This window comes from Faecalicatena sp. Marseille-Q4148 (assembly GCA_018228665.1).
Classification (GTDB): domain Bacteria; phylum Bacillota; class Clostridia; order Lachnospirales; family Lachnospiraceae; genus UBA9414.
The window spans coordinates 1,963,075-1,976,464 of the sequence record CP073692.1; the positions used below are offsets into that span (position 1 = coordinate 1,963,075).

The 13,390-nt window shown below is 44.5% G+C and carries 8 protein-coding genes; 3 read left to right on the forward strand and 5 right to left on the reverse strand.

Going from position 1 to position 13,390, the window contains the following annotated elements; all coding sequences use genetic code 11:
• The first annotated feature begins 188 nt into the window (after positions 1-188).
• The 3 genes from KFE17_09430 (at position 189) to KFE17_09440 (ending at position 3,575) form a co-directional block, all read left to right on the forward strand.
• Positions 189-2,099, forward strand: a complete 1,911-nt coding sequence (locus tag KFE17_09430; GenBank protein ID QUO31107.1) for a BMP family ABC transporter substrate-binding protein — start codon at positions 189-191, stop codon at positions 2,097-2,099.
• A gap of 8 nt (positions 2,100-2,107) precedes the next feature.
• Complete coding sequence (locus KFE17_09435) at positions 2,108-2,728, forward strand: metallophosphoesterase (protein ID QUO31108.1); 621 nt, start codon at positions 2,108-2,110, stop codon at positions 2,726-2,728.
• Positions 2,729-2,792: 64 nt separating this feature from the next.
• Entirely contained in the window at positions 2,793-3,575 is a 783-nt protein-coding gene (locus tag KFE17_09440; GenBank protein ID QUO31109.1) for an HAD family hydrolase, read from the forward strand.
• A 94-nt stretch (positions 3,576-3,669) separates the two neighbouring features.
• Here the strand turns inward: KFE17_09440 and KFE17_09445 are convergent, their stop codons facing one another.
• The 5 genes from KFE17_09445 to rpoC all read right to left on the reverse strand — a co-directional run bounded on the left by KFE17_09445 (position 3,670) and on the right by rpoC (position 13,377).
• A complete protein-coding gene (locus tag KFE17_09445; GenBank protein ID QUO31110.1) occupies positions 3,670-5,412 on the reverse strand; it encodes a beta-galactosidase in 1,743 nt (580 codons plus the stop codon).
• A gap of 27 nt (positions 5,413-5,439) precedes the next feature.
• Complete coding sequence (locus tag KFE17_09450; GenBank protein QUO33681.1) at positions 5,440-7,635, reverse strand: DNA topoisomerase III; 2,196 nt, start codon at positions 7,633-7,635, stop codon at positions 5,440-5,442.
• Positions 7,632-8,918, reverse strand: coding sequence for a Zn-dependent exopeptidase M28 (locus tag KFE17_09455; protein ID QUO31111.1), 1,287 nt, complete (start codon positions 8,916-8,918; stop codon positions 7,632-7,634). Before KFE17_09455 ends, KFE17_09450 begins: the two co-directional genes overlap by 4 nt.
• Before the next feature lie 23 nt (positions 8,919-8,941).
• Positions 8,942-9,433 (reverse strand): GNAT family N-acetyltransferase, encoded by a 492-nt coding sequence (locus KFE17_09460; protein QUO31112.1) that lies wholly within the window; start codon positions 9,431-9,433, stop codon positions 8,942-8,944.
• 230 nt (positions 9,434-9,663) lie between these two features.
• Positions 9,664-13,377 (reverse strand): DNA-directed RNA polymerase subunit beta', encoded by a 3,714-nt coding sequence (gene rpoC, locus KFE17_09465; protein ID QUO31113.1) that lies wholly within the window; start codon positions 13,375-13,377, stop codon positions 9,664-9,666.
• Positions 13,378-13,390 lie beyond the last annotated feature (13 nt).

A 13,390-nucleotide genomic window follows, 5' to 3' on the forward strand; every position in this document is an offset into this window, starting at 1 on the left:
ATGCCAAACGCCAGAACCCGTGCAGTTTTCCTAAAATAATTCAGTCAGTTTTCCTCTTGCACTTTGCTCCTTCTGCAAGTATTATGAATATGGAAGGAAACTATTTCTATGAAAACATTTTAAGCGAAAGAAGTCAGAATGCCTGCTTTTTCCGGCGGCATTTACACAATAAAAAAGGAGAGAATCGCATGTCATTAAATGATTACCAAAAGGCTGCCAAAATGGGCAAACGGGAAATGAATCTCCGCACACTCAAGGGAGAGAATCCTTACCTCCCATCTTTAGACGATATCATCAAACGCGGAGATATTGCCTCAGAAGTTCCCCTCGGTATCGTACAGATTCCTACTGACCGGATCGTAGGTACGAAATCAAGTGATCGCCGCAATGCATTTGCTGCAAATTTCATGCCGGTACTTGAAGAAAGATCTGAATTTGCTATTAAATGGATCTCCCTCTGTGAATCCCACATTCAGGAAGGGATTCGGGACCCGATCAAGGCTTACGAATATATGAACAAATTCTATGTCCAGGAAGGCAATAAGCGTGTCAGCGTTTTGAAGTACTTCGGTGCAGTTTCCATTGTAGGGCAAGTAATCCGTCTCATTCCGCAGCGAACAGAAGAAAAAGAAAACAAGATTTATTTTGAATTTCTTGATTTTTATGAACTGTCAGAAATTAACTATATCTGGTTTACAAAAGAAAAAAGTTTTGCAAAATTACAGCGTCTCGTCGGAAAAATGCCGGACGAACGCTGGACAACTGAAGATCGTTTGAAATTCAGCTCTATCTTGTCCCGCTTTACAGCGCTTTACGATACCGATGACCTCGGTGAATTGACCATTGGCGATGCATTTTTATCTTTCATCGAACTCTATGGCTATGAAGAGGTATACAATATGCCTACTTCTTCTCTCAAGCGTCTGATCAAGAATCGTCAGGAACAGTTGGAAGCGTTTGCCAGCAATCAGCCGCTTCAGCTTCGCATGAATCCGACCGAGGAGAAAACAAATCTTTTAAAACTTCTTCTCCCGGGAACAAAATCTACATTGCGGGTAGCATTTATCCATGAAAAATCTTCTGAAACCTCTGCCTGGACCTATTCCCATGAATTAGGCCGCATGCATCTGGATGATACATTTGCAGAACAGATTGAGACGTTCGCCTACAATAATGCTACTCCGGACAACATTGACGTACTGCTTCAGGATGCGATCGCCCAGGGAAATGATATCATTTTCACTACTTCCCCTCCGCTTTTGCTTCCAAGTATTAAAGCAGCCATCGATCATCCTAATGTCAAGATCCTGAACTGCTCGCTCAATGCCTCTCATCAGTACATCCGCACCTACTATGCCCGCATGTACGAGGCCAAATTCCTCATGGGCGCCATTGCCGGTGCGGTTTCAGAATCCAATGACCTCGGCTATATCGCCGATTACCCGATCTATGGTATGGTTGCAAATATTAATGCCTTTGCATTGGGAGCCAAGATGATTAACCCACGGGCTAAAGTACATTTGAAATGGTCTACCCTCAAAGACTCGCATCCTATTGATGAGTTTGAAGAAGAAGGAATCTCCTGTATCCTCGGACAGGACATGATTATTCCGGGTCAGGCTTCCCGCTATTTCGGTCTCTTCAAAATGCAGGAGGAACACATTACCAATCTGGCAATTCCGGTATGGCATTGGGGAAAATTTTATGAGAAAATGATCGATACCATTTTAAACGGCTCCTGGAAAAACGATGAAAGCAAAACAGCTACCGGGGCTGTGAATTATTGGTGGGGAATGTCTTCGGATGTAATTGAGATTATCTGCTCTCAGCATCTTCCACTTGGCACAAACCGCCTTGTTGAACTTCTCAAAGAGACAATCTGCAAGGGAGAATTCACACCATTCCGCGGTGTACTATACTCCCAGACCGGAATTGTGCAGAAGGATGAATCTGCTGTTCTCTCTCCTGAGGAGATCATTACAATGGACTGGCTGGCAGAAAATGTCATTGGACATATTCCAAAACCGGATGAGCTGGTCGATCATGCCAAACCTGTCATCTTATCTCAGGGCATCGGCACTACAACATCAAAGGAGTAACACAGCAAATGAAAATACTAGCTATTGCAGACGAAGAATCCCGGTATCTCTGGGATTTCTTCGATAAGAGCAAGCTGGAGGGAATTGACCTGATACTCTCAGCCGGGGATCTTGATCCGCGATACTTGTCATTTCTCGCCACATTTACTCATGCGCCTGTTCTGTACGTCCACGGAAACCATGATTCCATCTACGACACGGTTCCGCCGGAAGGCTGTATCTGCATAGATGATGATATTTATGTACACAACGGAATTCGAATCCTCGGACTTGGCGGTTCTATGCGCTATTGTCCTGGAAAATACCAATATACGGACCGGGAAATGTCCGCGCGGGTAAGAAAACTCTGGTGGAAACTCAAGCGGCGCCGGGGCTTTGACATTCTTCTCACTCACGCTCCGGCCTATCAGCTCAATGACGGTCGGGATCTCCCGCATCAGGGATTCCGGATTTTTAATAAACTGATGCAAAAATACCAGCCGCGCTTCTTTTTGCACGGACATGTTCATTTAAGCTACGGCCGTCAGCATATGCGCTATGACAAATTTGAAGAAACCCACGTCATCAATGCATTTGAACGCTGTGTCTTTGATTTTGATGACGAAAATCTTGCCCAGCATATCCGCTGATACTATTTTTAACCGATCTTGCTCATACAGAATAATGGAATATTAAAATGGAGGATACTTTAACATGATAAAATTAATTGCCAGCGATATGGACGGCACTGTTCTGAGAAACGGAGCTCAGGAGCTCCCGGAAGGATTTACTGATCTGATCTTGCGTCTGAAAGACTGCGGAGTTCATTTCGTTGCTGCCAGCGGACGCCAGTATCAGAATCTTCGCCGCCTCTTTGGTCCGATCCAGAATGAGATTTCTTACATTGCAGAAAACGGTTCTCTCTGTACTCACGAAGGAAAAATTTTCTATCAAGGCGAAATCGATCATTCTCTCGGACTTGAAATTATTAAAGAAATCAAAAAAATACCTGAATTGGAAATCGCTCTCGCCTGCGAGAGAACTACTTATGTAGAACATAAAAATCCTGAATTTCTTCGCTATCTGCGCGAAGAAGTAAAATATGACATCACTCCGGTGGATGACTTCTCTTCTGTCACAGATCCATTTCTAAAGATCGCTGTCTGTGACTTTCAGGGCAGTTCCCGCTATGACAGTCATTTTCGTGAACTCTTCAAAGAGCGGATTAATGTAGTTACCTCCGGTAATCTCTGGTTTGATTTCATCGCACCAAACGCCAACAAAGGTCTGGCATTACAGAGCCTAATGGATCAGCTTCATGTGAAGAAACGGGAATGTATGGCATTCGGAGATGAATATAACGATGTGGAAATGCTTCTTACTGCCGGCTCAAGCTATGCCATGAAGACCTGTGCTCCCGGCGTTGACCGTTTTGCCACAGCTACTACCGCCACCGTGGAAGAAGTTCTTGAAGAACTTTTAGAAGAATACGAATAAAAAGCCTCCGGCAGAATCTCATATGGTTCTGCCGAAAGCTTTTTTATGAATATTTATAAGTAGTCCCTTTCTTCCGTTGTTTCAGTTCTGTCAATCATGACAGCAACGGTTCTTCCTCAAACCGGATACCGTCACCGGCTTTTCCATCTGTTTCAAATACGATGATCTCATTCTTTCCTTCTCGAAGAAGCGGCGCCGGAATATACAGCCGTTTCTGTGGTCCGATCTCCCAAAAACGTCCCAGATTTTTTCCATTGATAAATACACAACCATGCCCAAATCCCGGAAGCTCCAGAAACGTATCCGCTGGCTCGTCAACTGTTAATTCAAAATGATAAAATGCCGGACCTTCTTTATATTCCTTTGAGAAATCCACTTTCTCAATATTATTCAGAGGAAGCGGGTAAATATCCCATCCATTCTGGAATGCCCAGTTAAACCAGACGCCTTTCGTAATCCCTTTCTTCTGATCTTCAATCTGCTGCCCGTAATTGACGCGGCCAAGATTCTCCATCAAAATATCAAACTGTGCGCCTTCCCGCTCCAGATGAAGTTCTTCATTTTTCTCCAGTTCTTTGTCATATCGGATTTCTACCTGCTTCTCATCTGCAAAGATATTTGCCCGGTCACCTCCGCCCATGATTTTAAATTCACTGAAATCTTTCTGTGTGCCAAGTTTTGTCCGGTAAAGGATAAATCCATAGTCTTGTCCCACTTCTTCCATGGACTGTGTCCACTGACTATGTACCGGTGTTGAAAGATCATCAAGGACAGAAAAAAGACTCACTTTCTTATCTGCCTGTACGTTTCCATAAGCTTTTCGTTTAATCTTTGTTGTAAACTCTACTTCCGGAATCTCTGTATATTTACTGATCACATCACGGAAACGGAAATATTTCTCTGTCATGCGTCCATCTTCTGACAGTACCGCATCATAATCGTAAGATGTCGTATCCGGTGTCAGACATGAGGCATAATTGGAACCATTCATAAATCCAAAATTTGTGCCTCCGTGGAACATATAGAAATTAACATTTCCCTGCTGCAGCATCTCATCCAGATCTTTTACATTCTGTTCCAGATCCGATGTCATATGTGTTTCTCCGCCCCAGTGATCAAACCATCCTGCCCAAAACTCCATACACATAAGTGGCTGATCACCGATATATTCTTTCAGAAACTGAAATCTGTCTTTTGTATTCGAGCCAAAATTAGCTGTTGCCCATACGCCTTCCATCGTTCCCTTATCCATCATCTCTTTTCGCGGTCCATCCGCAGTAAAAAATGGAACTTCTGCACCGTTTTCCCGCATAAGAGATGCCAGATGTTTCAGATATTCTTTATCTGTTCCGTAGGAGCCATATTCATTTTCAACCTGCATAAGAATAATCGGGCCACCCTTTGTGCATTGAAGCGGCGTCAATATTTTGAACAGCTCTTTATAATAGCTTGCAACACAATCCATGTACACCGGGTTGTCTGTGCGCAGGCGAATTCCCGGCTTTGTCAAAAGCCAGGATGGAAAACCGCCAAACTCCCACTCTGCACAAATATACGGTGACGGTCTCACAATGACCCACAGTCCAAGCTCCCCGGCTGTCCTGATAAATCTTCCAAGATCTGCTATTCCCTCAAAGCAGAATTCGTTCTCTCTTGGTTCATGTACATTCCAGGCCACATACGTTTCCACAGTATTACAGCCCATCGCTTTTAATTTTTCCAGACGGTCACGCCAATATTCCGGCACAACGCGATAATAATGGATTGCTCCTGAAATAATCTGAAAAGGTTCTCCATCCAGATACAATTTATCTTTTACTTCAAATCTGTGGTTCATTTCTTTATGCCTCCGTATCATGTATTTTTATTTCTCCGGCAGATTTAAGTTTGCAAGCGCTGCTGCAAATGCATTATTGATCGGCTCCGCCGCCTCTTTCTTCTGTTGGTTTAGATATTTCTGTACGTCTCTCTTGCTGACGCCTTTTCCTTCCTTCGCCCGTCTCGCCTCAAATGCAGACAGTTTCTCCTTATAGCCGCATGCACAAATAAATGTCTGAGCATCGCCTTTTCCATAAAGTTCCATTCGTTTATGGCATTTCGGGCATCTTGCATTTGTCGTGCGTGCCACAGTCTCCCGATAACCGCACTCTCTATCCTGACAGACTAACATCCTGCTGTTTTTTCCATTTACAGCCAACATCGGTTTCCCACACTGCGGACATTTCTTATTCGTTACATTATCATGGCGAAATGTACCTTTCCCCAGCTTGATCTCTTCTACGATTTCCTGCGTATACGCATCAATTTCCCGCATAAATGTACTTGCTTTCATCTGACCTTTCGCGATCTTAGAAAGTTTCATCTCCCAGTCTGCAGTCAGCTCCGGCTGTTTTAATCCCTCCGGTACGAGTTCCAGTAACTGTTTTGCCTTCGATGTAATAAAAATATCTTTGCCCCGCTTCTCCATCAGAAAACTGTTAAACAGCTTCTCAATAATATCCGCGCGGGTTGCCACCGTTCCAAGTCCTCCGGTTTCTCCCAGTGTCTTTGCCGCCTTTGCGTCTTTCGTTGTCATATATTTTACCGGATTTTCCATAGCGGAAAGAAGGGTTGCCTCATTAAACGGCGCCGGCGGCTTCGTCTTTCCTTCTGCAATTTCGTAGCGCAGTACCGGAATCTGATCTCCGGTTTCTACATTCGGAAGTATTTGATCTCTCAGATCATCTGTTTCCTCTTCCTGCTCCCATTCCTCTTCATACGCAGCCAGCCAGCCGGATTTCTTCATCGTCTTACCCTTTGCCACAAATGTTTCACCGGCAGCTTCAGCTTTCAGCACTGTCTGCTCATATTCTGCTGCCGGCAGAAGCACTGCCGCAAATCTCCTTACAACAAGATCATAGATTTTTCTCTCATCACTCGTCATATGCTCCAACTGTACAAACTGTTCTGTCGGTATAATTGCATGATGGTCGCTTACTTTAGCATCATTCACGAAACGCTTGTCCGCCCGTATCTCCCGGTTGATCAGCGGTCCCGCCACTTTCCGGTATGGTCCGACACTGCACGCTTTTAAACGTTCTTTCAGTGTTCCGACAACATCGGAACTTAAATATCTGGAGTCCGTTCTCGGATAAGTCAACACTTTGTGTTTCTCATACAGCCTCTGCATAATATTCAGTGTTTCCTTTGCCGAGAACCCAAAACGCTTGTTAGCGTCTCTCTGAAGTTCTGTCAAGTCATAAAGCCCCGGCGCATACGTCTTTTTTGCTGTCCGCTCCACTTTTGTTATGACAAGACTTTCTCCCTCCAGCCTTTTCTTCATCTGTTCTACCCGTGTTTTATCAAACGTGCGTCCGCTTCCCGACCGCTCATCCTGCCACTGGAACATAATTCCTTTTGATACCGCCTTCATACCATAATAACTCTGCGGTTTGAAATCCTTGATTTCCTCTTCTCTCTTTGCAATCATGGCAAGTGTCGGCGTCTGTACGCGGCCACAGGAGAGTTGGGCATTATACTTACAAGTCAGTGCTCTCGTTCCATTCATTCCCACGAGCCAGTCAGCTTTTGCCCGGGCAGATGCCGCATGATAAAGATTCTCGTAATCTTTTCCATCCTTCAAATTAGCAAATCCGTCCCGGATTGCTTTGTCTGTTACAGAAGAAATCCATAATCGCCGGATCGGTTTTGACACATGGGCTTTCTCAAGGATCCACCGCGCCACAAGCTCTCCTTCCCGTCCTGCATCTGTCGCAATAATGATCTGAGACACATCTTTTCGAAAAAGCTGTGCCTTCACAAACTGGTATTGCTTCCCTGTCTGGCGAATCACTACTAATTTCCATTCTTTTGGCATCATCGGAAGATAATCCATCTTCCATTCTTTCCAGCCTGTTTCATATTCCTCCGGATCTGCCAGCGTCACAAGATGTCCAAGTCCCCATGTGACAATATATTTCTCCCCTTCAATCGCTCCCTGAATCTGCTTTTTACATCCAAGTACCCGGGCAATATCCCGGCCGACAGATGGTTTCTCCGCAATTACTAATGACTTCATTATGCTTCCTCTTTTGTCTTTCGTTTTAAATAAACGTCGATATCTTCGACGATCTTCTCCGGAATCTTCTCAGGTACCGGAAATACTGCTGAATTTAACATCCGCTGGCAGAACAGCAGAATAAATGCTGTTGTGCGGGAAAGATTATCAAATCCTACCTGATTCAGATCATCATTTCGGTGATGGATCTTAACGCCTCCCTCGATTCCTACGCGGAAGAAATTTACTGCCGGGATTCCGGCATCCGTAAACGGAATCGAATCGCTTGAGTAAATGGACTGTCTTACTGTGATTGGAAAACCTACTTCCTTTGCAAGATAATCAATCATATGGCAAAGGCTCTGGTCTGCCATAACACACGCCTTATCTGCTCCCAGAAGCGGCGCTGCCAGATCTACATTGATCATAAAGCGAATCTGTTTCAGTTCCTCTTCATGAGCTTTCACAAATGCCTTGCTTCCCACAAGTCCTCTCTCTTCAGCTGAAAACCAGATAAATTTCAGATTTCGTTTTGCCGGATGTTCCTTAAAATATTTCAAAAGTTCAATCAAGATTGCCGAGCCGGCTCCATTGTCGTACACTCCCGGACTAAACTGCGCCGAATCATAATGTCCGCCAAGCACGATTGTTTCCCCGTTTTCTTCTGTTCCAGGCACTTCTGCAATAATGTTATGAGCCGGCCACTGTCCTTCTTCCTGTGTAAGCTTCAGTACAACTTCTTTCGGATTTTCTTTCACAAGCGCCAGCGCATCTTCTGCCCGAAGATTGATTCCCGGAATGACTCCGAATTTCCTTGCCCAGTCATAGAGTTCGCAGTCCGGAAGATCTGTTTTGCTGCGGTCATCAATAATTGTCCCGGTAAATGTAATAAAGCCTTTTACTTCTGCCCGAATCAATCTTTCATATACTTCCGGTGTCAGTCTCCGGTTCAGGAGAACAATCTTTCCTTTCGCATCCATCAGATCTGCTTCTTCTGCATCCTGAGCATAATGAAACGGCGCCCAGATTCCGGATTCCGGTGTGGAACCGGACATCATGTATCCTCCTGCCTCATAGGTTTTACCGCCAAATTTAAGTGATGCCTGGTGAATCACTGCATGATCCATCATAAATTCTTCTACTTCCGGTACGATTCCGATTTTACGGATTTCACTGCAGATTAGCTGAACTGCTTCTAACTCTGCCGGTGTACAGCTTTCCCGGACAAAACTCAGTTTCTGCATTACATGAAATGCAAGTCTCCCTCTCTCTTCCTGCTTCTTTATTTCCACTTGCTTTTCTTCCATGGCTCTTTCCTCCCTGTCATCTTCTATAATGTAATATAATATGGACAAATATCTTCATAGTGACCGTCTTTCATTCGAAAACCGCCTTTAATCACGCCAAGCTGCTCAAATCCAATCTTCTCATATAAATGTCTTGCAGCGCCGTTCGTACGAACAACTGCATTAAACTGCAATACTCTGTATCCATAAATCTTCCCCTGCGCCATACAATCCCGGACAAGCATTTCACCGATGTGTTTTCCTCTGCTCTCCTTGTCTACCGCATAGCTCGCATTGCAGATATGTCCGCATCTTCCAACATTATTTGGATGCAGAATATATAATCCGTAAATTCTTCCGGTCTCTTTCTCTTCTGCCACCCCGGTATATGTCTGACTCTTAAAAAATTCCAGTCCGGTTTCTCTTGTCAATTCTTCTTCCTGCGGAAATGCAATTCCTTCTTCCACAATATCATTCCAGATTCTGATCATCTGATCTAAATCCTCTTCCTCAAACTTCCGAACACAAATACTCATTTCCCTGCCTCCTTCTGGCTGATTTTTGAGATAATCATTCGAATCATCTGCTAAAACTTTACTTCGCTACTGTCAAGTTTATCACATAGAAATGGAAAAGTACATGGATTTCCCTGAGACAAACTGCATGAAATTTTCTCAAAATTATATACAAAATGGGCACAGCCCTTTCGGACTGCACCCATCATTTATTTCCTTAATTCAATTAATTCATCACCATTGCAGTGATCTTATAATTCCTCATTTTCTGAAGCAATCGCTTCCGCTTCCACAGCAGTTTCTTCTACTGTTTCCACCGGTACAAACTCATCAGAAAATCCATCTCCAAATTCCACTGTTTCTTCTACAGCTGCTGCAGCTTCCTCGCCTTCTTCGAAGGCTTCTGCTTCTTCTTCCATGCCTGTATCAAGCTTAACGTCACGGTATTTTCTCATACCTGTTCCGGCTGGGATCAGCTTACCGATCAGAACGTTTTCTTTCAGACCGATCAGCGGATCGACTTTTCCTTTGATAGCAGCTTCTGTCAGAACTTTTGTTGTCTCCTGGAAAGAAGCAGCTGATAAGAATGAATTTGTTGCCAAAGAAGCTTTTGTGATACCAAGCATTACCTGCTCGCCTGTTGCCGGTTCTTTTCCGTCTGCAACCAGCTCTTTGTTCACTGCTTCAAAATCAAGAATATCAACCATTGTTCCCGGAAGGAATTCAGAATCTCCGTTTTCTTCGATACGGATCTTCTTCAGCATCTGGCGTACAATGACTTCGATATGCTTATCATTGATTTCTACACCCTGGAGACGGTATACTCTCTGAACTTCCTGGATCATGTAATCCTGAGCCGCTCTTAAGCCTTTAATTCTTAAGATATCGTGTGGGTTTACACTACCTTCTGTCAGCTCATCACCGGCTTCCAGAACAGCGCCGTCCTGAATCTTAATACGGGAACCGTATGGGATCAGGTATGCCTTTGTCTCGCCTGTTTCTTTATTTTCAACGATGATCTCACGTTTCTTCTTTGTATCATTAATTGTAGCTACACCGCCAAATTCTGTGATGATTGCAAGACCTTTCGGTTTTCTTGCCTCGAAAAGCTCTTCGACACGAGGAAGACCCTGTGTGATATCATCACCGGCTACACCACCTGTATGGAATGTACGCATGGTCAGCTGTGTACCCGGCTCACCGATAGACTGTGCCGCGATAATTCCGACAGCCTCACCTACCTGTACCGGCTCACCTGTTGCCATGTTGGCACCATAACATTTTGCACAGATTCCGACACGGCTCTTACAGCTTAAGATTGTACGGATCTTTACTTTTGTCAGGTGTTCGCCATTCTCATCTACACCATATTTCATAACGGCTTCTGCACGTTTTGGTGTGATCATATGGTTTGCTTTTACGATGACATTGCCATCTTTATCTTTAATTGTCTCACAGGAATAACGTCCTGTAATACGTTCCTGAAGGCTTTCGATCTCTTCATTTCCGTCCATAAATGCATGTACATACATTCCCGGAATCTCTTCGCCTTCTCCTGCACAGTCCACTTCACGCACGATCAATTCCTGAGATACGTCAACAAGACGTCTTGTCAGGTAACCAGAGTCGGCTGTACGAAGCGCTGTATCGGAAAGACCTTTACGAGCACCGTGGGCAGACATGAAGTACTCCAATACGTCAAGTCCTTCACGGAAGTTAGACTTGATAGGGAGCTCGATCGTACGTCCTGTTGTATCAGCCATCAAACCACGCATACCTGCAAGCTGTTTGATCTGTTTGTCAGAACCACGGGCTCCGGAGTCAGCCATCATGTAAATATTATTGTATTTATCAAGACCGGAGAGCAGGGCTTCTGTCAGCGCCTCGTCAGTTGCCTTCCATGTCTCAACAACTTCTTTATAACGTTCTTCTTCTGTAATAAGACCACGTTTGAAGTTCTTTGTGATACGGTCTACGGTATCCTGTGCTTCCTGGATCATCTGCGGTTTCTGCGGCGGCACTGTCATATCGGAAATAGATACCGTCATAGCAGCTCTCGTAGAATATTTGTATCCGATCGCCTTTACATTATCCAATACTTCTGCAGTTGCTGTTGCACCATGCGTATTGATAACTTTCTCAAGAATCTTCTTCAACTGTTTCTTACCAACAAGGAAATCAATTTCCGGAAGAAGCTCGTTTCCTTCGATTGTTCTGTCGACAAATCCAAGATCCTGCGGAATGATCTCATTGAACAGAAGACGTCCAAGTGTAGACTCAATGGTTCCTGTCTTTGTCTCTCCGTCCGGAAGTGTCTTTGTCATACGAACTTTAATTCTGGAATGCAATTTGATGATACCGTTTTCATAAGCAAGAATTGCTTCATTCACGCTCTTAAAGAACTTGCCTTCACCTTCTGCACCAGGTCTTTCCTGTGTCAGATAGTAAATACCAAGTACCATATCCTGTGAAGGAACGGCTACCGGACCACCATCAGAAGGTTTCAAAAGGTTGTTCGGAGAGAGCAGAAGGAAACGGCACTCTGCCTGTGCTTCTACAGATAACGGAAGATGAACAGCCATCTGGTCACCGTCGAAGTCGGCGTTGAACGCTGTACAAACAAGCGGATGTAGTTTGATTGCCTTACCTTCTACAAGGATCGGCTCAAATGCCTGAATACCAAGTCTGTGCAGTGTAGGAGCACGGTTTAGCATAACCGGATGCTCTTTAATAACGTCTTCTAAGACATCCCAAACTTCCGGCTGCAGACGCTCTACCATTTTCTTTGCATTCTTAATATTATGTGCTGTACCATTTGCCACAAGTTCTTTCATAACAAACGGCTTAAACAGCTCAATTGCCATTTCTTTCGGAAGACCACACTGATAAATCTTCAGTTCCGGTCCTACAACGATAACAGAACGTCCTGAATAGTCAACACGTTTACCGAGAAGGTTCTGACGGAAACGTCCTGATTTACCTTTCAGCATATCAGAAAGTGATTTCAAAGCTCTGTTTCCAGGTCCTGTTACCGGACGGCCGCGGCGGCCATTATCAATCAGCGCATCAACAGCCTCCTGAAGCATTCTCTTCTCGTTGCGGACAATAATATCCGGAGCGCCGAGTTCAAGAAGTCTTCTCAGACGGTTGTTACGGTTGATGATTCTTCTATATAAATCATTCAGGTCAGATGTTGCGAAACGTCCTCCGTCTAACTGAACCATTGGACGAAGATCCGGCGGGATAACCGGAATCACATTCATGATCATCCACTCCGGCTTATTGCCTGATTCGCGGAACGCCTCAACTACTTCCAGACGTTTTACGATTCTTGCACGTTTCTGTCCGGTAGCGCCTTTCAGTCCTGCCTGTAATTCTTCATATTCTTTTTCAAGGTCAATTGCCTGTAAGAGTTCCTGAATGGCCTCTGCACCCATTCCGACACGGAAAGCGCTTCCCCATGTCTCTCTTGCTTCCTGGTACTCCTGTTCAGATAATACCTGTTTGTACTGAAGGCTTGTTTCTCCCTTATCAAGTACAATATAAGAAGCAAAGTAGAGCACTTTTTCAAGTGTTCTTGGAGACAGATCAAGAATCAGTCCCATACGGCTTGGAATTCCCTTGAAATACCAGATGTGTGACACCGGAGCAGCAAGGGCGATATGGCCCATGCGCTCACGACGTACACTTGCTTTTGTTACTTCAACGCCACAACGGTCGCAGACAACGCCTTTGTAGCGGATTTTTTTATATTTACCACAGTGACATTCCCAGTCTTTGTTCGGCCCGAAAATTCTTTCGCAGAACAGACCGTCACGCTCTGGCTTCAGTGTTCTGTAGTTGATCGTCTCAGGTTTTGTAACCTCGCCTCTTGACCATTCCAGAATCTTCTCAGGTGATGCCAGTCCGATTTTGATCGCATCAAATGTCATTGGCTGATATGTTTCATTATTTGTTGCTGTCATATTGGCACTCCCT

Excerpts from the sequence above, each read along its gene's own strand:
- KFE17_09430 (QUO31107.1), top strand. The coding sequence starts at position 189 with ATGTCATTAAATGATTACCAAAAGGCTGCCAAAATGGGCAAACGGGAA.
- KFE17_09435 (QUO31108.1), top strand. The coding sequence starts at position 2,108 with ATGAAAATACTAGCTATTGCAGACGAAGAATCCCGGTATCTCTGGGAT.
- KFE17_09440 (QUO31109.1), top strand. The coding sequence starts at position 2,793 with ATGATAAAATTAATTGCCAGCGATATGGACGGCACTGTTCTGAGAAAC.
- KFE17_09445 (QUO31110.1), bottom strand. The coding sequence starts at position 5,412 with ATGAACCACAGATTTGAAGTAAAAGATAAATTGTATCTGGATGGAGAA.
- KFE17_09455 (QUO31111.1), bottom strand. The coding sequence starts at position 8,918 with ATGGAAGAAAAGCAAGTGGAAATAAAGAAGCAGGAAGAGAGAGGGAGA.
- KFE17_09460 (QUO31112.1), bottom strand. The coding sequence starts at position 9,433 with ATGAGTATTTGTGTTCGGAAGTTTGAGGAAGAGGATTTAGATCAGATG.
- rpoC (QUO31113.1), bottom strand. The coding sequence starts at position 13,377 with ATGACAGCAACAAATAATGAAACATATCAGCCAATGACATTTGATGCG.